Genomic DNA, 22510 nt, shown 5'->3' on the forward strand with positions numbered 1-22510 from the left:
CGCGCCCGCATTATGGGCCTCACATCGTGTAGGGGAACATCATCTTTATGACGCCAGCCGCATCCTCGGGCGCCAATCTTCGCGAATTGATTGTCGTTTGCGACGCAGACGGATTAATCCGTTTTGTATCGCAAAGTTTTTCGTCGTTTTTTGGCGCGCCGGCTGAGAGCTGGCACGGCCGCGCATTCGCGCCCGGCGATAATGCGGCCCGGCCCGGCGCCCCGGCGGTTTACAAAACGGCGGCCCGCCTTGGCGGCGGCGAAGCAATTCTCGCATGGACGGAAACGGCCCTCTCCGGCGGAGAACGCCTTTATGTGGGCAAGCCCGAACATGGGCGCCAGACGGCCGATACAGATGCGGATGCTGATAACGATGTAAACATCGACGCCCCTGGCAAACCCGCCAATCAAGCCAGCGCCCCAGCCATTCACGCGAGCGCCGACGACCCGAAATTACAGCTTTTGGCGACCATGAGCCACGAGATGCGCACCCCCCTAAACGGCATTCTCGGCATGACCTCGCTGTTGATGGACACGCCGCTTGAGCCCAATCAGCGCGCATACGCCGAATCCGTGCGGGAATCGGGCGTCGCCTTGCTCGCCCTGATCAACGACCTGCTTGATTTTACGAAAATCGAAGCCGGTCATATGGAAATCGAACAAAACACATTCAGCCCCGCCGGGCTTGTGCAGGGCGTTGCGGAATTGCTGTCTCCCAAAGCTGCGGACAAGAATATCGAACTCGCCGCCTTTGTAGACAGCGCCATACCGCTTCAACTCAACGGCGACGAAGCCCGGTTGCGCCAGGTCCTGATCAACCTTGCCGGCAATGGCGTGAAATTCACCGATAAAGGCGGCGTCGCCATAGAAGCCAGACTGGATTCCGCAGAAAACGGTCTGGCCCGGGTCGCGTTTTGCGTTCGCGACACCGGCGTCGGCGTCGAGCCCGACAAACATGCGACGATTTTCGAAGAATATGCGCAAGCAAGCCTCGACGTGGCGCGCAAACGCGAAGGCACGGGGCTTGGCCTCGCCATCGCGCGCAAAATCGTGCGCGCCATGGGCGGCGACATCACGCTGGTCAGCGCGCCCGGGGCCGGCAGCGCGTTTTCTTTCACTGTTACATTGGCCTATGAAGGCGCCTTGCCCGGCGCGCCCGAAGATTTTCAAACGCCTGTGGTGATCGCCACGCGCTCGCCTGTGCTGGCGAGAAATTTACGCCAGCAATTAAAGTCAATCGGCGCGCGCACCATCGTCGCCGCCGACAGCCCGAACGCCGCGATCAAAGCCATGAAAGCCCATGACGAGGCGGTTTTGTTGAGTGACACGGACATCGCCGAGGAAAGCCCGCGTGCGCTTTGCGACGGCGCTGCGCGCTCTTATGTCTTGTTATCGCCGCAATCGCGCGGGCGCATTGCCGATTTGCGCGAGGCCGGATTTGACGGATATTTCATTAAACCGACGCGTCAATCATCCTTACACAAACAATTACTGAATGATGAGCCTGCCGACCGGCAGGAACAGGCGGCGCCGGCGGCGGAGAAGAAAGGCCGGACCTATTCCGTTCTTCTCGCGGAAGACAATCAAATCAACGCCGTGCTGGCCACGACGATCATCAAGCGGGCGGGTCACCGCGTCGATGTCGCCCATAACGGCCTTGAAGCGGTCGAAGCGGTCAATACGCGGCCATATGATCTTATTTTGATGGATCTGCACATGCCCGAAATGGATGGCCTGGAAGCGGCCAAACAGATCCGGAATCTGAATTCGGACATGCGCCGCATTCCGATTATCGCCCTGACCGCCAGCGCCATGGCGGCCGATCGCCAGAAATGCATCGCCGCCGGGATGGACGATTTTCTGTCCAAACCTTTTGAGCCCGACGATCTCACCGGCCTTCTGGCGAAATGGGGCGATGCGCAAAGCACTCTGAGCGAAGCGTCCTAAAAGCCCGCCTTTATTTCACCCGAAAACGCCCCTAGCGTCGCGCCCATGACCGACCAAGCAACCGCCGCGCCCGGCGAGAAAAAAACTTTGCTGCAGTCGCTGGCCGCCTATATCCGCGCGCGCAGCATCGTAATGCTGCTGCTCGGTTTTTCCGCGGGCCTTCCGTTTTACATGATCTACCAGAACCTCTCCCTCTGGCTGGCGGAGGCGGGCGTCGAAAAGGGCGAGATCGGCCTTTTTGCGTGGACGGGGTTTGCGTTTTCTTTCAAATTTTTATGGGCGCCGGCTGTGGACCGCGTGCCAATTCCTTTTCTCGAAAAAATGGTCGGGCGCAGACGCGCCTGGATGGCGGTTGCGCAAATCGGCGTCATGCTGGCGCTCCTCGCCATGTCGGCGGCGAACCCCGGCGGCAAACTGTTGATTGTCGCCGCGATCGCCGTGGGGCTCGCCTTCGCCGCGGCGACGCAGGACATCGCCATCGACGCCTGGCGCATCGAGGCTGCGACGGATGAAGAACAGGGCGTCATGGCGGCGATGTATCAGTATGGGTATCGCGTCGCGATCATGGTTGCGGGCGCGGGCGCGTTATTCGTGGCTGACGCCGTGCACTGGCCCGCCGCCTATCAGTTCATGGCGCTGTTGATGGGCGTCGGGCTGTTGACCGCGCTATTCGCGCCCAAAGTGGAAGTCGGCGAATATGTTCCGCCGCCGCGCGCACCGCTGGGCGAAACCTTGTCGAAATCGGTTATCGGCCCGTTTCGGGATTTCTATTCAAGATATGGCGTGCATGCGCTTGTCATCCTGTTGTTCATCGCGCTCTTTCGCATTCCCGATTTCCTGATGGGATACATGACGGGCCCGCTTTATATCGAGCTTGGTTACGACAAGACGACGATCGGTTCTGTACGTTCGGTTGCCGGGCTTTTCGCTACGCTCTTCGGTGTTTTTGTGGGCGGGGTGATTGTCGCGCGTTTCGATTTTCGCTGGACGCTTCTGATCGGCGTTCTCGCACAATCGTTGACAAATCTGATTTACAGCTGGCTCGCCCTTTCGGATGCGACGACGGGCGGGCTCGCTTTCGCTGTCGTTGTGGATAATATCGCCTATGGCGCGGCGGGCACGATTTTGATTGCGTATATGTCGAGTCTGACAAATACGGCGTTCACGGCGACGCAATACGCCCTGTTCAGTTCTTTTTACGCGCTGCCGGGAAAATTCGTCGGCGGTTTTTCAGGCTTTATGGTCGAGGGCGTGGGTTTCGCGTGGTTTTTCGCCATTACGGCGATTATCGGTCTGCCGGCGGCGGCGCTGGTATTCTTGTTGAAAGATTCAAAAGGCTATGCGTCTTCCCCGAACACGAAAGAAACCGGTCCCGGACCCGCCTAACCGGCGGCGAGGCAGTCTTCCAGATCCGGTTTTTCCGACGCCGACTGCAGCGCGGTCGTATCCACATGCGCGACTTTCTGCGTTCCTGTTTCATCAGGATAAAGAATAATAATCAGGCTGCAGGTGGAGAGCGAGTAGCGGCGATACTCGCCGGCGCCTTCTTTTCGGGTTAACGCCGGGGCGCCCAGCATGGCGTCCACCGCGTCCGGTCCGGCCCCAAGGAACTCATCCAGCCGGAACGCGGGCGGCGCGGGGGCGATTGGCGCGGCGATGGGCTCAGGGCCTGGCGTCTGCGGCGCCGTTGCGCAGGCCGCGCTGGCAAGGCAGACAGCGATTGTAGAAATAATTTTCAGCCCCTTGGACGAGCCGGCCTCATCGCGCATTTTCATTCCTGCTCCAAACATCATCAAGCGCCCACAGTAAACGCGCCCGTCGTCCGCTTCAATCACGCCGTCTTCAACATCGCGCTCATCCCGTGCGCCTTGCGTCCCCCGGCGCGCCTTTCTATAAGCCGCCCAATATTAATGCGCCCATAAGGAATTCCCCTCATGTCCCAGACCGGACTCGACGTTGTCGGCGTCGGCAACGCCATTGTCGATGTGCTCGCCAAAGCGGACGATGCGTTTTTAAGCGCCCACGACATTACGCGGGGCGGCATGATGCTGATCGACGAAGCCCAGGCGAAGGAAATCTACGCGGCCATGGGCGCGGCGATTGAAATTTCCGGAGGTTCCGCGGCGAACACCACTGCCTGCGTCGCCTCCTTCGGGGGCGCGGCCGGGTTTGTCGGCAAGGTTGCCGACGATACGCTGGGCGAGATTTTTCGGCATGATCTGCGCGCGCTGGGCGTTGAATTTGAGACCGCGCCGCTTGATAAGGGCCCGGCGACGGGGCGCTGTCTCGTCAACGTAACGCCGGACGCGCAACGCTCCATGTCGACATTTCTCGGCGCGGCCGGGCATGTGTCTGTAGCCGATATCGATCCGGAACAGATCGGGCGCAGCGCCATTACATTTTTCGAAGGATATCTTTTTGAAGGCGAGGTTCCCCGAAAAGCGTTTTACAAGGCGGCGGAAATCGCCCGCAGCGCCGGCCGGCGCACGGCGCTGACACTCTCTGACGCCGGCTGCGTCGAGCGGCAGTTCGCTGCGTTCAACGATTTTATTGATCAGCATATTGATATTCTTCTCGCCAACGATGTGGAAGCGGCGGCGCTGTTCGGGAGCGACGATCTTGACGTCATCGCTGAAAAGGCGCGGGAAAAGTGCGCGCTTACAGCGGTGACGCTGTCCGAAAAGGGATCTTTGTTGATTCCGCGCGACGGAGAGGTTGTGCGTATCGACGCTGTCAATCCGCCGCAGCTGGAAGACACGACCGGCGCCGGCGACGCTTACGCCGCGGGGCTTTTATTCGGCCTGGCGCGCGGGCTTGATCTGGCGCAGGCGGGCGCGCTCGGCTCGCTTGCCGCCAGCGAAATCATCAGCCATTTCGGCGCGCGCCCATCTGTGTCACTGAAGGATATGGCTGGAAACGCCGGACTAATTTAAGCCTTAAGACCCTGAAAACCGGTCGATAATTTCCGCCAGCGTCTTTCTGACCTGCTCGCGCGTTGCGTCAATGGGCTGGCCTGTATCGATGACATAATCCGCGCGCTGACGTTTTTCCGCATCCGGCGTCTGCAGCGACAGGATGGCTTCGAATTTTTGCGGGCTCATGCCGGGCCGCGCCAGGACCCGTTCGCGCTGTACGTCCTCCGGCGCGCTGACAACGACCGTTGCGTCGAAAAACTTCTCAGTGCCGTTTTCAAACAACAGGGGAATATCGAGCACGGCGGCGGGCGCGCCGGAATGCGCAGCAGTCGTTAAAAAAGCTTCACGGTCTTCTTCGACCAGCGGATGCACAAGGGCTTCCAGTTTTTGCAAGGCTTGCGGATCGCCAAGCACTTTTTTTGCGAGCGCGGTGCGGTCCACGCCGCCGTCTGATACCGCGTCCGGAAACGCGCCGGCGATGGCCGTCACCGCCCGCCCGTCCCTGGCGTAAAGACGGTGAACGGCGGCGTCCGCGTCCCATGTCGCGGCGCCGAGATCAGCGAACATGGCGAGCACCGTGGATTTTCCCATGCCGATCGAACCGGTCAGGCCTATTTTGATCATGTCTCGCTCCGCCGGTTCAGTTCATTTACCAGATGACGGCGTAAATCATCGTCCACAACCGGGTCCGCGCCGAACCATGCACGCGCGCCCGGCGCCGCCTGATGCATCAACATGGCGAGTCCGTCGACCGTTTTCATAGCGCGGTCCCGCGCCTGCGCCAGCAGCGGCGTTTCAACCGGCGCATAAACAATATCAGCAACGCACGCATGCGGCTTCAGCGCCGATAAATCCATTTCGAGCGGCGGCTGGCCGGTCATGCCAAGGCTGGTTGTGTTGACGAGTAAATCTGCATTTTCGAGCGCCGCCGCACGGCTGGCCCAGTCCACGGTTTGGAGATCGAACAATTCGGCCAGCGCCGAGGCTTTTTCCGGCGTACGGTTAGTGATCGCGATGTTCGAAAACCCCAGGGTTTTCAAAGCGATACTAATACCTCGCGCGGCCCCGCCCGCGCCGAGTATGAGCGCTGTTCCGGTTCGTTCCGGCGCCTTTTCGCGCACGGCGTCTGTAAAACCGGCGATATCGGAATTGTCCGCCTCGGCGCCGTCATCGTGAAATGTCAGCATATTCGCCGCACCGGCCTTGCGGGCGTTGTCGGTGGCGCTGCGCGCATAGCGCAACGCATGCTCCTTATGCGGAAGAGTTACGTTGACGCCTTCGAAACCCACGGTTTTGAGACTGTCCATTGTGCGCGCGAAGACTTGGTAGTCCGGCTCGACGGGTATGGGAATATAATACGCATCAACGCCAGCCCGATGCGCCCATATCGTATGGATGAGCGGCGACAATGACTGTGCTATAGGCCATCCGATAACGCCGGCGAGTTTTGGGGCGCGCTTGACAGCCATCAATACACAAGCGCCCCTTCCCGGCGCAAAAATGCGAGCAACGGAAACAACGAAAGACCGAGGATCGCGAAATAATCGCCCTCAATCCGGTCGAACAGCCGGGCGCCCAGTTTTTCAACCTGATAGGCGCCGACGCTCGATAATATGTCCGCACCGGCAGCCTCAAGATATGCGTCGATCTCTTTTTCCGTCATGGCGCGCATGAACAGTTTCGGCCGGTCAAGATTACGCCAGATAATCTCGCCTTTTCTGGCGACGGCCACAGCGTTGATCAATGTGTGGGATTTGCCCTGAAGCGCTCGAAGCCGCGAGCGCGCCTGGTCCATATCCGCCGGCTTGTCATAGGCGCGGCCGTCAAATTCCATGATCTGGTCCGCGCCGATGACAAGTGCGCCGGCGCTGCGGGCGCGTTGGGCGGAAACATTGAGGCATTTGGCTTCCGCCAGCATCATCGCCAGTTCGTTCAGATCTTCGCCCCTTTCCAGCGCTTCCTCTTTGATCTTCCCTTCGTCGACGTCAGGGCGGACAACGTTAAATAGAACGCCCACAGCCTGGAGAATTTGCCGGCGAATGGCGCTGCCTGACGCCAGAATAATATCAGCGTTCTGCGTCACTGGTTTTGACGGGCTGAAAGCTTGGTGAGGATCGCAGCGGCGGTCTCTTCCACCGACTTTCGCGTTACATCGATCGACGGCCAACGATGTTTTGCAAAGAGGCGTTTCGCCGCCAGAATTTCCTTCCGGATCAATTCAAGGTCTGAATATTCATCTGCTGCGCCTTCTGCGTTCATTCCCCCGAGACGGCTCTTGCGGATTTGCGCCAGCCGCTCCGGACTGGCGACAAGGCCCACCACCAGCGGCTTGCGCAAGGAAAACAGCTCCGGCGGCGGCGGTGAGGTTGGCACCAAAGGAATATTCGCCGCTTTTACCCCGCGGTTCGCCAGATACATGCAGGTCGGCGTTTTCGATGTGCGGCTGACGCCAACGACAACCACGTCGGCGGGCTCCAGATCCCACACCATCTGTCCGTCATCATGAGAAAGCGTGTAATCAAGCGCCGCAATGCGCTTGAAATATGCATCGTCCAGTTGATGTTGCGCGCCCGGACGCAACGATTGTTCCAATCCCAGAAAATCAGTGAATGCGTGCAGCAATGGATCGAGGACGGAAATCGCCGGGGTTTGCAACTCACTGCACCGGATTTCCAGAAGCCGGCGCAATTCCGGGTTCAAAATCGTGTAAAGCACAAGACCGGGCGAGGCCTCTATTTCAGCCAGGGTTTTTTCCATCTGCGCGCGCGATCGCGTCAGCGCGTAGATATGTTCTAGAGGTTTGGCCGCAGCAAACTGCGACGCTGTCGCTTTCAGCATCGCGTTCAGCGTCTCGCCCGTGGAGTCAGATACAAGATGAACGTGAAAGAATGTCGCCGCCGTCTGACGTTTCACGCGCTTCGTATCGAAGTTTTCCCTTTGCGCGCTCATGGCGTGTGGAAGTCCGTGGGAAATACAAGGCGTTTTACGGGCGCGCTTTTACCCCCTATGAAAACTTCATCGGTCATACCAGTTCGGCGCCCAGCCCAATTTGAAAAGTCATACTGGTCATACTTTCTTTACCGGCGTTTTTAAGTCCACAGGAAAAACGAAGACTCCACAATTTCTTTAACAGATAAAAAACCAATCCTATGCGGCGTTTGGCGCTGTTTTCAACACGAGCCGGAAAAACTATTCCCGGTGGGAAACACCGGGTAAGACCGGGGTGAGTCCACTGGAAAGATTCAAGCCGTTCATTTTTCCCCGGCATCCCGCCTGACTCTTAACATTAACCCTTTCTTAAGAATCCTTTATAGAAGGTTAACAAGGAAAGTTCGAAACATATGGCCGACAAGCCGAAGTTCCTTCGCGTGTTTGAAGGCGAGGTGTTTGACGCGCCGCCAGTATGGTTCATGCGTCAGGCTGGCCGGTATCTACCGGAATATCGCGAATTGCGCGCAAAAGCGGGCTCATTCCTCGATCTTTGTTATGATCCCGATCTGGCGAGTGAAGTGACGTTGCAGCCCATACGCCGTTTCGATCTCGATGCGGCCATCCTGTTCGCTGATATCCTCCTGATCCCCGATGCTCTTGGGCAGAAACTGACATTCGTGACGGGCGAAGGACCGCAACTGGCGCCGCTTGTCAGCGCCAATGACATCGAGCGCTACCGTGCTTGCGACGTGCGCGAGCATCTGGCGCCGGTTTTTGAGACAGTCGCGAAAACGCGCGCCGCCCTTTCGGCGGACAAGGCGCTGATCGGTTTCGCCGGCGCGCCCTGGACCGTGGCGACATACATGCTCGCAGGCGGCCCTGTAAAAGATCCGGCTGCGCTGCGCCTGCGCTTTTACGAAGATCGCAAGTTTATCGAAGATTTGATTGACGTCCTCACGGAGAAAACCATCGATTATCTCAACGCCCAGATCGAGGCCGGCGCCGATGCGGTGCAGTTGTTCGACACTTGGGCGAGCGGTTTGCCATGGCCTGTGCTCGATGCAGTTTCAGTGCGCCCGCTCGACAAAATTTCCAGGGCGATCAAAAAAGCCCATCCTGAAACGCCGGTCATATTTTTTCCAAAAGGGGTCGGGGAAAAGGCCGGGGAATATGCGTTGTTGCAAGGCTGCGACGGCCTTGGCATTGATTACGCCATGGATCCGTCCTGGGCGCGGGCCAATCTTGGCGGGCGGGTCGTGGTGCAGGGCGGACTGGATCCATTACTGACGGTGAGCGGCGGAGATGACATGGAGCGGGCGGCGCAAACCTATCTGAAACTGTTTCATGACGTTCCGTATATTTTTAATCTGGGCCACGGATTTACGCCGCAGACGCCGCCCGAAAATGTGGCGCGGCTAGTGGAGATTGTCAGGGGCGGCGAGTAATGGCTGCATTTTTGAGCAGTATCTATTTATGGCTTAAAGCTGCGCATCTGATCGCCGTCATCGCCTGGATGGCCGGCATGATGTATCTGCCGCGATTGTTTGTGTATCACCTTCAGTCCGAAAAGGGCGGCGAAGCGGAGCGCATGTTTGTCCAGATGCAGCGCCGGCTCTTAAAGGGGATCATCAATCCTGCCATGGTTGCGGTCTGGGTGATCGGCATTTTGATGCTGATCGCCAACCCGGCTTTCCTGTCGGACGGATGGTTTCACGTTAAATTCGCGCTCGTTATCGCAATCTCGGCGGTGCACGGGTTCTACGCGGCGTCGCGAAAAAAGTTTGAAGCCGGCGAGCGCCCGCGCACGGAAAAATTCTGGCGCATCATGAATGAAGCGCCGTTCATCGCGCTCATTGTTATCGTCATTATGGTGATCGTGAAGCCGTTTTGAGATCTTGCGGGCCGCCCTTCCGGTCAATCAGGTTGAGCTCCACAAGGATAAGACGGGTCGCATTATTCGACTTTTTGATAAGCGTACCAATGCGAATTGATCTGGCAAAACGCTGTTCGGGTGACTGAGGGGGGTTTGTCGCCAAGCCAGTCAGCGGCTTTTTGATCGCACGTTTTAAACAACAGCACGTTCGGATCATTATCCGCGATGGAGAGCGGCACGCTAAAATAAACGAGGCTAACCGTAATCCACTTATCACCAGCGCCATAGCGCTTTAACACCACGTCGATTTCATCGCCGCCCCAGTCGCCATCGGCGTCGCCAATAGGGTGAAAATCAATAAAATCGACAGGAATTTCACGCTGCAAGCGTTTCAGGAAATCATTGTCGCGATCTGTCGCATCAGCCGGGTCGCGCGCGGGAATGCGGGCAAATTCCGGGAACGGTCCGGGGTAAGCTGATCGGATAGTTTCAAATGCGGCCGGATATTCAGAATAGAGCGCCGCCGCATCAAGAATGCTGCGGGCCTCGGGGCCCCTATCGCAAGCGGCCGAGAAAAGGAGAGCGCAAATAGCCGGAAAAAAGCGTTTCACAATAACGACCGTAGTTTGAGGGTTTTCGCGCCAAGTATCGTTTGAAACCGTAAAGAGCGGTTAAACGGTCACGCCCGCCATGGATGATTTTAAAGCAACCTCGCCTTTCCCGCTGAAAGCGGCCCTATTGGCGGCAGCCCCCATTGACGGCGGCCCCATTGACGGCGGCGTTGTGAAAATTATATTTAGGGCAACTTTCCCTTTACGGTGCGAAATTTCAAAACCGACGCGCCCCCGCCTTTTTCATCGCTGACCCTGCCCCCCGCGCCGCTACGTGCGCAGGCTTCTCAACATATTCGTTTAAGGAAATACCGATGCTGCCCGAAACAATGACTCTCGACGAGTTGAAGGAAAAATCGCCGGCGGACCTCTTGATTTTCGCCGAAGATCTTGAGGTCGAGAACGCCTCGACCATGCGCAAGCAGGACATGCTGTTCGCGATCCTGAAAGAGCTAGCCGACCGCGACGTTGAAATTCACGGCGGCGGCGTTCTGGAAGTGTTGTCCGACGGTTTCGGGTTCTTGCGTTCGCCGGACGCCAATTATCTCGCCGGTCCGGACGACATCTATGTGTCGCCGAACCAGATCCGCCGTTTTGCGCTGAGAACCGGGGATACGGTGCAGGGCGAGATCCGCAGCCCGAAGGACGGCGAGCGGTATTTCGCGCTTTTAAAAGTGCACACCATCAATTTTGAGGACCCGGAAAAAACGCGGCACAAAGTGCATTTTGACAATCTGACGCCGCTATACCCGGACGAGCGGTTGAAGATGGAAGTCGACGGTGAAAAGACGAAAGACCTCACCGCGCGCGTCATCGATCTCGTGGCGCCGCTGGGCAAGGGCCAGCGCGGTCTCATCACGGCGCCGCCGCGCACAGGCAAAACCGTTATCCTTCAGAACATCGCCCACGCCATCGCGAGCAACCATCCGGAATGCTACCTGATTGTTCTCCTGATCGACGAGCGGCCGGAAGAAGTGACAGACATGCAGCGCTCCGTGAAAGGCGAAGTCGTTTCCTCGACCTTTGACGAACCGGCGACGCGTCACGTCGCCGTGGCTGAAATGGTCATCGAAAAGGCCAAGCGCCTTGTTGAACATGGCCGCGACGTCGTGATCCTTCTCGATTCCATCACCCGCCTCGGGCGCGCCTACAACACAGTCGTGCCGTCTTCCGGCAAGGTTCTGACCGGCGGCGTCGACGCTAACGCGCTGCAACGTCCGAAACGGTTCTTCGGCGCCGCACGGAACATCGAGGAGGGCGGATCGCTCACCATTATCGCCACGGCGCTGATCGAGACCGGGTCGAAAATGGACGAGGTCATCTTCGAGGAATTCAAGGGCACGGGTAACTCCGAGTTGATCCTTGACCGCAAGGTCGCGGACAAACGCGTCTACCCGGCGATCGACATCGCCAAATCCGGCACGCGGAAAGAAGACCTCATCACCGACAAGGCCGCCATGCAGAAAATCTTCGTGTTGCGCCGTATCCTCGCGCCCATGGGCGTCAACGACGCTATCGAGTTCCTCCTCGACAAGCTGAAGCAGACGAAAACCAACCAGGATTTCTTCGACTCGATGAATACGTAAAAAGAAATCTTCACGCCCAATAAAAACCGCAATTGAAGACCAGTCTCCGCCGCGTTTGCGCCCTCAATGGGACGGGCGCTTCGGAGACTTTTCACCAATGAAAATGTTTGTGTTGCTCGCCGCGGCGTTATTGACCACGGCATGCGCGACGGTCGTGCGCGGAACCAAGGAAACGGCCAAATTTGAAAGCATGCCCGCCGGGGCTACAGTGATGGCGGAGTCAATCAGCGATGACAAGCTGGGTCCGTTCACATGCGTCACCCCTTGTGAACTGGAACTGAAGCGCAAGCGCGACTGGGCGGTTGTCTACAAGCTGGACGGCTATCAGCCCGCAAGCGGAACGCTTGAGAAAAAAGTCACTGGCGGCGGCGTCGCCTCCGGCGCGGGCAATGTCATCGCTGGCGGCATAATCGGCATCGGCGTTGACGCAGGCACCGGCGCCAATCTCGATCTGCGCCCCAACCCGATGATTGCGGAATTGCAGCCTGTCGGGGCGGACCTGCCCTCGCGCGTCTACGATAACGATGAGCGAAAAAACAAAGACGGCGATGACGTCGTTGTGCTGGATACGCCAAAGCGTGCGAAAAATGCTGATGGGAAGTAAATTTTCCAAGAGGCTGACGCTTGCTTGATTTTAAAACATGCCCCGCTCGCAAGAGCGGGGTTTTTTTCGGCGCCCCTATCAACCGGCGCGCGGGCAAACCTGAAAAATTTTCTGTCTGAAAAATTCTGGCGGAACCAAAACCGGAGCGGCGCATTTGCCTAACGGTGGGGTTTTTTTAGGAAGGAAAAGAATATGCCTGGTGTTGAAACGGAAGAAACTGCAAATCTCATCTCCGCCGATAAAGTTGAAGGTACGGCGGTTTATAACGCCGAGGGCGAAAAGCTCGGTTCGGTGGAAGACGTGATGCTCGACAAGCGCGGCGGCAATGTCGCTTATGCTGTCATGTCGTTTGGCGGGTTTCTGGGCATGGGTGAAAAACATCACCCCTTGCCATGGAAGACGCTGAATTATGACGAAAGCCGCGACGGTTATGTGGTCAATCTCTCCAAAGAGCAGCTTGAAGGCGCCCCGACCTTGGACCGCGAGGAGAAGAACCGGCTTTATGACCGGGATTACGGCGCCTCTGTTCATGAATATTACGGCGTCACGCCTTACTGGGTCTAACAGCGGCTGATCTTTAACCGCCTATAAACAGGAGCCCGCGCAGCAGATACGCCGCGCCGGCCACGGTCAAAAGACCGATGAGGGCGATCGCCCCAAACCAGAAAAGCCGGGCCTGCCAAGGTTCCGGCTTTTTATCATCCGTTGACGGAGGAACGGGTTTCAACAATGCAGCCCTTTTTTGCTCAGCCATGCGCGCCTCCCGCGCCGTAGCCTTCCGCCGGTCTGACCTTCCCCCAGAACAGAGAATAGACATAAGCCGTATAAATCAGGATCACCGGGATCATCACGCCCGCGCCCGCGAGCATGAAGCCCAGCGCATTATCGCGCGCCGCTGTTTCCCATACGGTTCGCGCGAATGGGACATTGTAGGGAAAGAGCGAAAAGGCGAGACCCAAAAAGCCGGTGAGAAACAGACCGGCCGACAAAATAAACGGCCGCCAGTCCGGCGCCGCCTCGCGTTTCAGGTCGAGATCGCGCCAGAGCGCATAGAACAAACCCGCCGCCGCAATGGGGATCGGCGCGAGCTTCCAGAATTTGGCGAAGTCGATAGCGGCCATGGTAAAGCCCCAGCGTTCCGTAACGCGCGGATCGATGGAAAGCGTCGCGAGACTAACCGTCGCCATGGAGACGCCGACGCCGATAAGCGCCCGCCGGGCCCATTTGCGCGCACCCTCACGCGTTGCGCCCTCGGTTTTCAATACCAGCCAGCACGCGCCAAGCAGTACGTAGCCGATCACCACTGAAAACCCGGTCATCAGGGAAAAGGGCGTGAGCCAGTCAAATCCGCCGCCGGCGAAACCGCGCCCCTCCACCTCGACGCCTTGCACAAAGGCGCCGAGAATAACGCCTTGCGAGAAAGCGGCGGCAAGCGAGCCGCCAAAAAACGCGCCGTTCCAGAAATTGCGTGTTGCGGCGCGCGCCGCCTTGTGCCGGAATTCAAACGCCACGCCGCGAAAGATGAGCGCCGCCAGCATAACCAGTACGGGCAAATAGAATGCGGGCATCAAGATCGCATAGGCGAGCGGAAACGCCGCGAAAAGCCCGCCGCCGCCCAGCACCAGCCAGGTTTCATTGCCGTCCCAGACCGGTTCGATGGTCGAGGTCAGGAGAGAGCGTTCGGCTTCGTCGTCGGCGAAAACCGTCAGTATGCCAACGCCAAGATCGAACCCGTCGAGCAGCACATAGAGCATCACCGCGGTTGCAATCAAAACCGACCAGATGAGGGGAAGGTCCATTTCTGTCTCCTATTGCGCCGGGGAAGGCAGATGGTCGCCGTGATCTTCCGGCGTATCGGCGGGATCGTCGACGGAGCCCATGGGCGTGCCGGGCGCACGGCCCTCCTTTTCAGGCGGATCGGTCACGTCGTCGTCAAAGCCGCGCGTAGCGATGCGCGCCATGTAAATGACGCCGGCGGTGAAAATGATGGCGTAGACGATCATGAAGACGAGTAGAGATGTTGCAACTTGCGCGGCGGAGACAGGTGCGACGCTGTCCGCCGTGCGAAGCGCGCCATAAACCGTATAGGGCTGGCGGCCGACCTCTGCGACGACCCAGCCGCTGATCACCGCAATGAAGCCGAGAGTCCCGCCGGGGATCGCCAGCCAGTGAAACAATCCAGGCGTCGTCAGCTTATTGCTGCGCCACAGCCACGCGCCCCACAGGCCGATGAGGAGAAGGCCGAGCCCGGCGCCCACCATGATGCGAAACGCCCAGAAGGTGATGAAGACAGGCGGGCGCTCATCTTCTGCAAAATCATTGAGACCGCGCAAAGGTTCTGACCCGGAAAACAGATAGTCGCTGGTGTTCGGTATCGAGAGCGCAAATTTCGTTTCACGCTTTTCCTCGTCGGGAATGCCGAATAAAATTGTCGGCTGACGTTCCGCCGTCTCCCACCAGCCTTCCATGGCCGCGACTTTCGCCGGCTGATAGTGATGCGCGACCTCGCCGGACCAGTGACCGGCCCATATCTGCAATGGCATCAATATGCTGAGCGTTCCCGCCGCCATGCGCATCTGCCAGCGCGTCGGCTCCGCGACCCGCCCGCGCAAAACCTGTACGGCGCCGGCGGCCATGACCACGGCGGCGGTGGTGATAAACGCCGCGAGCATCATATGGACATAGCGGGATGGAAAGCTGGGATTGAAAATCACCTCTATCCAGTTGGTAGCGTAAAATTTGCCTTCCGCATCGATGGCGAACCCTTGCGGCGTCTGCATCCAGCTATTGGCGGACAAAATCCAGAAAGCGGAAATCATGGTGCCGATGGAAACGGCGAGCGTCGCAGTGAAATGCAGACGGTTGCCGACACGCTTCCAGCCGAACAGCATCACGCCTAGAAACGTCGCCTCCAGGAAGAAGGCGGTCAAGACTTCATAGCCGAGCAGCGGGCCGATAACGCTGCCGGTTTTATCGGCGAACACCGACCAGTTCGTGCCGAACTGATAGCTCATGACGACGCCGGAAACGACGCCCATGGCGAAAGCGATGGCGAAGATTTTCACCCAGTGAAGATACAGGCGCAAAAAGACATCGCGTTTGGTTTTCAGCCATAAACCCTCGCACACGGCCAGAAAGGCGGCGAGCCCGATGGTGAAGGCGGGAAACATGATGTGGAACGCAATGACGAAAGCGAACTGCAGCCGCGACAGCAAGAGAGCGTCGAACTCCATAAGAGGCCCCGCGAATGAATGTCGCCTTCTTTATAGGCGCGCTTCAGTTCGCGGCCGCCTGCGCAGAGCGTCGCAGGGGCGCAATGCCGCATACGGATTAAAAATGAGAATGAGTTTCACTGGCTATTCAGTGAAACTCATTGGCTGTCAGGCGCGAAGCTGATCCGCAATGGGCAGATCGCGGATACGTTTGCCGGTCGCCTGGAAAATCGCGTTGGCGAGCGCCGGCGCCAGGGGCGGCAGGCCCATTTCACCCATGCCCATGGGAGATTCGCCGTTATCGATGATGTGCGTCTCGACGACAGGCGGCGCGTCGGCGATGCGCATCAGCTGGTAGTCGTCGAAATTGCCGGTGACGACGCGTCCGCCCTCAATATCGATGGCGAGGCGCAGCGCGGTGGACAAACCGTCATTGACGCCGGATTCAAGCTGCGCGGCGACGCCGTTCGGATTGACGATCGTGCCGATATCGACTGCGGCGACGACTTTGGGCACGGTTAAATTTCCGTCGCCATCGACTGCAACATCGACAACTTGAGCCACATAACCGCCGAAGGTGAAATGCGCAGCGATGCCGCGTCCCGTTCCTTCCGGCATCGTTGCGCCGTAATTGCCGCGTTCCGCCGCAAGACGCAGGACGCCCGCCAGACGGCCCGGATTGAAGGTCGGCCCGCCGTGGTTTTCATAGGTCAACTCCCTCGGCTCGCCGAGCAGGCGGAGGCGAAGCTCCAGCGGGTCCTCGCCCCGGGCATGCGCGATTTCATCGAGAAAGCTTTGAACCACAAAAGCGTTGGCCGTGTGGGCGGGCGCCCGCCATGAGCCGCGCGGCGCGCCGGATTTTGCGGAAAAATATTCCAGCCGGAGATTTTCGACGAGATGCGCCGGGAAATCATCCGGATAAATCTCCGCAATCCAATAATCCGTCTCCGGCATATTCGGCCGGCGATAATATTTCGACGCACTGGCGAGGCGGTGCGTCCAGGCGGTGAGGTTGCCGTCGGCGTCAAACGCCGCTTTCAATTCATGCATGCCGGAGGGCCGGTAAAAATCGTGGCGCATGTCGTCTTCACGCGTCCACAACACCTGCACGGGCCGGCCGGCGCCCTTGCTGACCAGCGCCGCTTCAAGGACATAATCATTGGAAAGGCGCCGCCCGAACCCGCCCCCGAGCCGTGTGGGCAAGACCTTGATTTTCATGCGGTTTTCGATACCGAGGGCGCTCGCCACGATGCGGCTCGCGCCGGAGGGCATCTGTGTAGGGCCGATTAGGATAATCTCGTCGTCGCGCACATCCGCGATAAAGTTCTGCGGCTCCAGCGGCGCATGGCTGACATAGGGTTGCCAGTATCGCGCTTCATGGGTTGTGGCGGCGTTCGCGAAAGCTTCTCCGAAATCGCCTTCGTCGCGGACGATCTGGCCTTCGCCGCCGAGCAATTCCTCACATTGCGCTTTGAATGCTGCGCTTGATTCATTGGCGTGCGGGCCGGGCTCCCAATCGATTTTCAAGGCGCGCCGGCCCTTTAACGCCGCCCAGGTGGACGTTGCGACAACCGCATAGCCTTCCGCTTGAACATCATAAGGCCCGTCGATCGCCGGGCGCTCGATCTTGACGACATCAATAACGCCGTCGACGGCGCGCGCATCACTGTCGTCAACCGAGCGGGCGACGCCATCGAAATAGGGGCAGCGCGCGATCACCGCATGGGCCATGCCCGGGATTTCTGCATCGATGCCGTAGACCATTTTGCCGGTGACAATCGCCCTGGCGTTTTTCATTTTTTGCGCCGTGCCGATCAGCGTGAATTGATCTTTTGTTTTCAGCGCCGGCGGCTCGTGCGGCATGGTCATGCCCGCCGCTTTTTCCGCCAGCGCGCCGTAAGTGATGCGCCGCTGCGATGCGGCGTGAAGCACTGCGCCGTTCTCAGCGCTGAGTTCGCTGGCCGCGACGCCCCATTCCTCTGCGGCGGCGTTGATGAGAAGCTGGCGCGCCAGCGCGCCGGCCTGACGCAAACCCTCCCAATGGCTGACGACGGAATAGCTGCCGCCGGAGCCTTGCGGTGCGAACCGCCAGGTAAAGGCGCCTTCGCCGTCCGGCATGATTTCAAGCGGAAGCTGTGTTGTCTCAACCCTGTCAAAATCCACGCCTAGCTCTTCCGCGACCAGCATGGGCAGCGCCGTATCGACGCCCTGGCCCATTTCCGGATTGGGAAAAGCAATGACGACGCTTTCATCGGGGCGGATCATGACAAAACCGCCAGCGTTGCCTTCAAACCAGCCGGCGTTATCCAGCGTTTGGGCTTCCGCCTGGCCGGGGCGGGAACAGGCTGACAGCGGCGCGGCGACGATCAGGGCGCCGCCGGCCGCTGCGTAACGTAAAAACCCTCTGCGGTCGGTGGTCAGGCCGTTTGATGAGAAGGGCGCGTTCATGAGGACCTCCCCGCTTTGATCTGCGCGGCGCGGTGGATGGCCTTGCGCATTCGCGTATAGGTGCCGCAGCGGCAAATATTCGTAAGCTGATCGTTTATCTCCTGATCGCTGGGCGCGCTATTTTGCTCCAGCATGGCGGCGACCGCCATAATCTGCCCGGTCTGGCAATATCCGCATTGGGCCACGTCTTCTTCAAGCCAGGCTTCTTGCACCGGATGCAGGGCGTCGCCGTCCGCCAGCCCTTCGATTGTCGTGATCTGCGCGCCCGCGACCGAGGCCACCGGCGTCACGCAGGAGCGGACCGTATTCCCGTCGACGTGTACGGTGCAGGCGCCGCACTGGGCGATGCCGCAGCCGAATTTCGCGCCTTTCAGCCCTGCGTTCTCGCGCAGCCACCATAACAGGGGCATGGATTCGTCGCCGGTGAATTCATGAGTTTCACCATTCACAGTTAATTGCATTCAGATCACCTCCAAAAAACGCATGGTAGCGAATAACGGCGCGCGGGTATGACGGCTTGCCGTATTTCCCGCTCGCTTGATCGAACAAAGTAGTACTATTCGTAATGATTTGCAAATAGCCCATGCCGGCCGGTCTTTTGCGGTATGGAATTGAACAATCCCGTCGCCCGCCCTGACCGTTGAGTGTCTCGCCAATGCGGCGCGGCGCATGATCGATTAGCCGCCCGGCGCTTTTAACGCTCGCTTCGCCGATTGCGTATTGTTTTGGAGAAAATCATTTTCTACGAAGGATATGATTTCATCCGTATACGGGGCTCTCGCGGCATTGCCGGCAGGGGCGGATGGAGTCTTGCGATTTTAAAAGGAGTGGAAAATGAAAACAGCAATGATCGCGTTTGCGAGCATTCTAATTGCAGCCCCGGCGGCTCTGGCGAGCTATCAGGATGTTGTCGATAATTACGAGCCCGGAGCGTTTAGCGATAAGGACGAGGACTGGGTGCGTATCACCACCAATCGTTACGGCGAGTGCGGCGAATTTGGCAGCGACGGTTCTACGCGTCTTGAAGTGCTGATGGCGCGTTACAATCAGCTCGGAGACGCGCTTGAGTCAGGTAATCAAAACGCCTCCCAAGAGGCGGCGAAAAGCCTGTCAGCCGCTATTCAGGCTAGTACGCGCTTTGAAGGCTGCTGGGACAAGGTTTCAGGCCGGGCCGGTATCAGCCGGTCATTCAAACGCAACCTTGAAAAACTTTAACGTCCCTTCAGGCAGGGCCTTGCTATTCAGTTAGGAAGATTGGCCGGCGCTCATGACGGAGCGCCGGCTTTTACTATTTGAAACGCCTGTACTGTGCGAAACGGTTGCGGTCGGAATGCGCCGCCGCCATACAGAAGGAACCCTTTAGGCTGGCGAGGAGCGTATCGATGTCGCTGAAACTGATCCACTTTCCGATGACGCGTTCCTTGCGGGTCGTCTGGGCGCTTTATGAACTCGGGATAGAAGCGGAGATCGAAACCCGCCCTTTTGTTCGCGCCAGTATTAAACACCCCGATTATGTGGCGCTCAATCCGCTTGGCAAATCGCCTTTTCTGCGCGACGGCGATATCAACATCGTTGAGTCCGTGGCGATCATTGAATATCTCGCGAACACATATGGCGAGGGCAAGCTTACCCGCTCGCCGAAAGACAAGGATTACGCTGACTATCTGCAATGGCGTGAATTCGGCGAGGCTGGCATGGGCGGTTATATCAGCATGCTCCTTGGCCACACAGTTCTGCTGCCCGAAGAACAGCGCATCGTGGCCATGAAAGACTGGGCGACGCAGGAGCTGCAAAACTGCCTGAACTATCTGGAAGCGCATCTTTCTGACGACGGCTATCTGCTGGGCGAATTTTCGATCGCTGATATTTCCGTCGGCTATGTGCTTTATCTCGTGAAGCTTGCGCGCCACGGGAAGCTCTTCGGCGACAAGACGAACGCATATTTCAAGCGATTGACGGCCCGCGAGGCCTGGATAGCGGCGAGCGGGCTGCAGCCGCCGCAATAGCCCTGTTAAATTGACGCCGCCGGCCTGTGGCCGGCGGCGCTCCCCCATCATAGCGTTACGCCATGATTATTCAGTAGCCGGAGCAATAGCGGCTGCCTCGCCTTCAACGCTTACCGCAGCGGCCGGTTGCTGATCGCAATTGCGGCCCTCATAGAGACCGACAATATAAATCCAGCGTTTTTCGGCGACGGCCTTGCGCATCGCCTCTTCCTGTTTGCGCTTTTTTGACGAGCGGCCGAGGAGCCCGCCCACCTGGCCGATGGCGCCGGCGGCGACGCCTCCGCCCGCCCGCAACGCCGCCTGTTGAGCGAGCCCTGTGCCGATATTGGCCATCTGTTCGCCGTCCATGAGGCCTTCAGCGGGCGAGCCGCCAAGCACAAGCTCCATATTGCCGGCTTCTTCCACAAGCTGGTCGCAGGTCATGCGCGCATCGCCCATTTTCATCGGCTGCGTGATAATCACGTCGTCCGCGGGATTATCCTTTTTCGCCAAGGCGGGCGCCGTTCCGGCGAGCGCCATTGCAGTCACAATAATCAGTTTTCTCATTCGTCTATCCCCTTCTGATAGGCGCGTTGTAGCGGTTATGTTCCTGAAAGGATTGTAAGAATTCGACAGCAACAGGGCGCCCGCCCCGGCTTGCACGCGCTGGAGGTTGACAAAACATAGGCAACTATATAGATATCTATTGACTTCGGGGAAAATGCTGATGACAACAAGACGCGCACTGCTTTTTACCGGCACGGCCTGTGTTGCCGTCGCGGGGTTGGGCGCGGCGAGGCTGCTGCACTCGGATTTGCGCCCGGCGCGAAGACCCTGGCGTGACGCAGCGGAAGGATTTAGCGATCCGCGGCTTGATGCGCTCGCCTATGCCGTCCTTGCGCCAAGCCCGCATAATCGCCAGCCCTGGAAAATCCGGCTGAGCGGCGAAGACGAAGTCATGCTTTTCTGCGATCTGGATCGCCTGCTGCCGCACACAGATCCGCCGAACCGCCAGATCGTCATCGGACTCGGCGCATTTCTGGAGCTGATGCGGCAGGCGGCGGCGCAAAACGGCTATGCGCTTGAACTGGCGCCCTTTCCGGACGGCGAGCCCTATCCGCGCCTCGACGAGCGGCCGGTCGCTCATATCCGCTTCATCAAAAAAGTCGCGATTGAAAAGGATGGGTTATTCGGCGCCGCGCTGGAGCGGCGCACATCGCGCATACCCTTCGATCAGGCGCGGCCGGTACCCGCCGAAGCGCTGACGGCGCTGGGCGATGCGTTGCGCCCAGGCGACGGCGCCTTTGGCTGGACGCGAGGAGCGGAAGCGGTCGCTGCTATTAAAGCGGTTTGCAAAGAGAGCTGGCGCATCGAAACCGCGAACGCAGCAACGCACCGTGAATCGACGGGGCTGACCCGGATCGGCGAAACGGAAATCAACGCCGCCCCGGACGGCGTTTCCTTGAGCGGGCCGATGATCGAGACCATGCGGCTAGCCGGCGTACTCTCACGCGAGACGATGAACGATCCGGCGTCGCGGGCTTACGCCGGGACGCGTAAATTTTATAACGGCCTTATCGACAGCGCCATGGCGATGGGATGGCTGTCGACGGCAGGCAATTCCCGTACGGAACAACTGCGCGCCGGGGCAGGCTGGATGCGGCTGCATCTGGCGGCGGCGCGCGCCGGACTGGCGATGCAGCCGCTCAGTCAGCCATTGCAGGAATTCCCAGCCATGGCTGAAATGTTTGAGGAAATTCACAGGCTTACTGGCATAGAGCCGCCGCCGGGCCCGCGCCACGGCCGGGTGCAGGGACTGTTCCGTTTCGGCTATGCGCCCTCGCCGCCGCCCGCGCCGCGCTGGCCGCTGAGCTCGAGGATTATTGTAGACGATGCGTAAAAAAACCGCGCCCGCCGGACCTGGGTTGCCGGGCGATCCGGCGCTTTTCAAGGCGCTCACCGAAATCGCGATCATCGCCAATCTGGCGGAGCATGCTTTCGCGCGGACCATGCCGGGCAAGCTGACTGTGGCGCAGTTTGGCGTGCTCAATCATCTTTTGCGTCTTGGCGCGATGGAGACTGTCGGCGAACTGGCGTCGGCTTTTCAGGTCGCACAACCGACCATGTCGTCCACCGTGAAAAAGCTGCTGGAAAAAAAATACGTCGATATCGTTCCGGACACGGAAGACCGGCGTGTGAAACGCGTTCGCGTCACGTCAAAGGGTAAAGCCATGCGCGAAGCTGCGGTTCAGGCGATTGCGCCGCAAATCGCGTCCCTGAAGGCGGCGCTGCCTGGCATGGACTGGGAAGGGTTGCTGTCTTCACTCTTGCGGCTGCGAACCTGTCTGGACGGCGCGCGCCCGAACGGGCCCGGGTGAACGCCGCCGCCGGCGCTGCAC

At 59.0% G+C, this 22510-nt stretch carries 24 protein-coding genes; 12 read left to right on the forward strand and 12 right to left on the reverse strand.

The features are described from left to right. Positions 1-47 precede the first annotated feature (47 nt). Both ACQK2Q_RS14550 and ACQK2Q_RS14555 read left to right on the forward strand, forming a co-directional pair. Complete coding sequence (locus tag ACQK2Q_RS14550) at positions 48-1946, forward strand: response regulator (protein ID WP_425410467.1); 1899 nt, start codon at positions 48-50, stop codon at positions 1944-1946. A gap of 45 nt (positions 1947-1991) precedes the next feature. Next, positions 1992-3332: an AmpG family muropeptide MFS transporter gene (locus ACQK2Q_RS14555; RefSeq protein WP_425410468.1), complete on the forward strand. Its 1341-nt coding sequence runs from the start codon at positions 1992-1994 to the stop codon at positions 3330-3332. Here the strand turns inward: ACQK2Q_RS14555 and ACQK2Q_RS14560 are convergent. Further along, on the reverse strand, positions 3329-3721 hold the full coding sequence (locus tag ACQK2Q_RS14560) for a hypothetical protein (RefSeq protein WP_425410469.1): 393 nt from the start codon (positions 3719-3721) through the stop codon (positions 3329-3331). The two genes, ACQK2Q_RS14555 and ACQK2Q_RS14560, sit on opposite strands and share 4 nt — an antisense overlap. A 159-nt stretch (positions 3722-3880) precedes the next feature. On the opposite strand from ACQK2Q_RS14560, the gene ACQK2Q_RS14565 reads away from it, so the two are divergent. Next, positions 3881-4879 carry an adenosine kinase gene (locus tag ACQK2Q_RS14565; RefSeq protein ID WP_425410470.1) on the forward strand — a complete coding sequence of 333 codons (999 nt, stop codon included), beginning with the start codon at positions 3881-3883 and terminating at the stop codon, positions 4877-4879. A gap of 3 nt (positions 4880-4882) precedes the next feature. Here the strand turns inward: ACQK2Q_RS14565 and coaE are convergent, their stop codons facing one another. The 4 genes from coaE to ACQK2Q_RS14585 are packed head-to-tail and all read right to left on the reverse strand — an operon-like array spanning position 4883 to position 7810. Then, positions 4883-5485 (reverse strand): dephospho-CoA kinase, encoded by a 603-nt coding sequence (gene coaE, locus ACQK2Q_RS14570; RefSeq protein WP_425410471.1) that lies wholly within the window; start codon positions 5483-5485, stop codon positions 4883-4885. Further along, the gene (locus ACQK2Q_RS14575) at positions 5482-6330 is read right to left on the reverse strand and encodes a shikimate dehydrogenase (RefSeq protein WP_425410472.1); all 849 of its coding nucleotides are present in this window, start codon (positions 6328-6330) and stop codon (positions 5482-5484) included. The genes coaE and ACQK2Q_RS14575 overlap by 4 nt, the downstream gene beginning before the upstream one ends. Then, positions 6330-6944: a Maf family protein gene (locus ACQK2Q_RS14580; protein WP_425410473.1), complete on the reverse strand. Its 615-nt coding sequence runs from the start codon at positions 6942-6944 to the stop codon at positions 6330-6332. The genes ACQK2Q_RS14575 and ACQK2Q_RS14580 overlap by 1 nt, the downstream gene beginning before the upstream one ends. Then, a complete protein-coding gene (locus ACQK2Q_RS14585; RefSeq protein WP_425410474.1) occupies positions 6941-7810 on the reverse strand; it encodes a pyruvate, water dikinase regulatory protein in 870 nt (289 codons plus the stop codon). The genes ACQK2Q_RS14580 and ACQK2Q_RS14585 overlap by 4 nt, the downstream gene beginning before the upstream one ends. 392 nt (positions 7811-8202) lie before the next feature. Between ACQK2Q_RS14585 and hemE the strand changes: the two genes are divergently transcribed. Beyond that, complete coding sequence (gene hemE / locus ACQK2Q_RS14590; protein ID WP_425410475.1) at positions 8203-9237, forward strand: uroporphyrinogen decarboxylase; 1035 nt, start codon at positions 8203-8205, stop codon at positions 9235-9237. Beyond that, entirely contained in the window at positions 9237-9683 is a 447-nt protein-coding gene (gene hemJ / locus ACQK2Q_RS14595) for a protoporphyrinogen oxidase HemJ (protein WP_425410476.1), read from the forward strand. The genes hemE and hemJ overlap by 1 nt, the downstream gene beginning before the upstream one ends. A gap of 62 nt (positions 9684-9745) precedes the next feature. Here the strand turns inward: hemJ and ACQK2Q_RS14600 are convergent, their stop codons facing one another. Further along, positions 9746-10276 (reverse strand): hypothetical protein, encoded by a 531-nt coding sequence (locus ACQK2Q_RS14600; protein WP_425410477.1) that lies wholly within the window; start codon positions 10274-10276, stop codon positions 9746-9748. Positions 10277-10605: 329 nt separating this feature from the next. Between ACQK2Q_RS14600 and rho the strand changes: the two genes are divergently transcribed. From rho to ACQK2Q_RS14615, 3 genes are all read left to right on the forward strand, one after another. Beyond that, positions 10606-11862 (forward strand): transcription termination factor Rho, encoded by a 1257-nt coding sequence (gene rho / locus ACQK2Q_RS14605; protein WP_425411171.1) that lies wholly within the window; start codon positions 10606-10608, stop codon positions 11860-11862. Between the two features lie 97 nt (positions 11863-11959). Continuing rightward, positions 11960-12466: a translation initiation factor 2 gene (locus ACQK2Q_RS14610; RefSeq protein WP_425410478.1), complete on the forward strand. Its 507-nt coding sequence runs from the start codon at positions 11960-11962 to the stop codon at positions 12464-12466. 192 nt (positions 12467-12658) lie between these two features. After that, positions 12659-13030: a PRC-barrel domain-containing protein gene (locus ACQK2Q_RS14615; protein ID WP_425410479.1), complete on the forward strand. Its 372-nt coding sequence runs from the start codon at positions 12659-12661 to the stop codon at positions 13028-13030. Between the two features lie 13 nt (positions 13031-13043). On the opposite strand, the gene ACQK2Q_RS14620 is transcribed toward ACQK2Q_RS14615, so the two are convergent. The 5 genes from ACQK2Q_RS14620 to ACQK2Q_RS14640 form a co-directional block, all read right to left on the reverse strand. Beyond that, positions 13044-13220 carry a hypothetical protein gene (locus ACQK2Q_RS14620; protein WP_425410480.1) on the reverse strand — a complete coding sequence of 59 codons (177 nt, stop codon included), beginning with the start codon at positions 13218-13220 and terminating at the stop codon, positions 13044-13046. Continuing rightward, positions 13213-14265 carry a cytochrome d ubiquinol oxidase subunit II gene (gene cydB, locus ACQK2Q_RS14625; protein WP_425410481.1) on the reverse strand — a complete coding sequence of 351 codons (1053 nt, stop codon included), beginning with the start codon at positions 14263-14265 and terminating at the stop codon, positions 13213-13215. Before cydB ends, ACQK2Q_RS14620 begins: the two co-directional genes overlap by 8 nt. Positions 14266-14274: 9 nt before the next feature. Then, positions 14275-15699 carry a cytochrome ubiquinol oxidase subunit I gene (locus tag ACQK2Q_RS14630; protein WP_425410482.1) on the reverse strand — a complete coding sequence of 475 codons (1425 nt, stop codon included), beginning with the start codon at positions 15697-15699 and terminating at the stop codon, positions 14275-14277. A gap of 147 nt (positions 15700-15846) precedes the next feature. Then, on the reverse strand, positions 15847-18126 hold the full coding sequence (locus ACQK2Q_RS14635) for a molybdopterin cofactor-binding domain-containing protein (protein ID WP_425410483.1): 2280 nt from the start codon (positions 18124-18126) through the stop codon (positions 15847-15849). Further along, positions 18123-18587 carry a (2Fe-2S)-binding protein gene (locus ACQK2Q_RS14640; protein WP_425410484.1) on the reverse strand — a complete coding sequence of 155 codons (465 nt, stop codon included), beginning with the start codon at positions 18585-18587 and terminating at the stop codon, positions 18123-18125. The genes ACQK2Q_RS14635 and ACQK2Q_RS14640 overlap by 4 nt, the downstream gene beginning before the upstream one ends. 373 nt (positions 18588-18960) lie before the next feature. Between ACQK2Q_RS14640 and ACQK2Q_RS14645 the strand changes: the two genes are divergently transcribed. After that, positions 18961-19341, forward strand: coding sequence for a hypothetical protein (locus ACQK2Q_RS14645; protein WP_425410485.1), 381 nt, complete (start codon positions 18961-18963; stop codon positions 19339-19341). 167 nt (positions 19342-19508) lie between these two features. Continuing rightward, positions 19509-20132, forward strand: coding sequence for a glutathione S-transferase family protein (locus ACQK2Q_RS14650; protein WP_425410486.1), 624 nt, complete (start codon positions 19509-19511; stop codon positions 20130-20132). A gap of 66 nt (positions 20133-20198) precedes the next feature. Here ACQK2Q_RS14650 and ACQK2Q_RS14655 read toward each other — a convergent pair whose 3' ends face one another. Further along, complete coding sequence (locus tag ACQK2Q_RS14655) at positions 20199-20678, reverse strand: hypothetical protein (RefSeq protein WP_425410487.1); 480 nt, start codon at positions 20676-20678, stop codon at positions 20199-20201. Between the two features lie 160 nt (positions 20679-20838). Between ACQK2Q_RS14655 and ACQK2Q_RS14660 the strand changes: the two genes are divergently transcribed. Together ACQK2Q_RS14660 and ACQK2Q_RS14665 are read left to right on the forward strand one after the other, a co-directional pair. Next, a complete protein-coding gene (locus ACQK2Q_RS14660; RefSeq protein ID WP_425410488.1) occupies positions 20839-22011 on the forward strand; it encodes an Acg family FMN-binding oxidoreductase in 1173 nt (390 codons plus the stop codon). Continuing rightward, complete coding sequence (locus ACQK2Q_RS14665) at positions 22004-22489, forward strand: MarR family winged helix-turn-helix transcriptional regulator (RefSeq protein WP_425410489.1); 486 nt, start codon at positions 22004-22006, stop codon at positions 22487-22489. The genes ACQK2Q_RS14660 and ACQK2Q_RS14665 overlap by 8 nt, the downstream gene beginning before the upstream one ends. Positions 22490-22510 lie beyond the last annotated feature (21 nt).

The sequence above is a fragment of the Hyphococcus sp. genome (assembly GCF_965228385.1).
Lineage (GTDB): Bacteria > Pseudomonadota > Alphaproteobacteria > Caulobacterales > Parvularculaceae > Hyphococcus.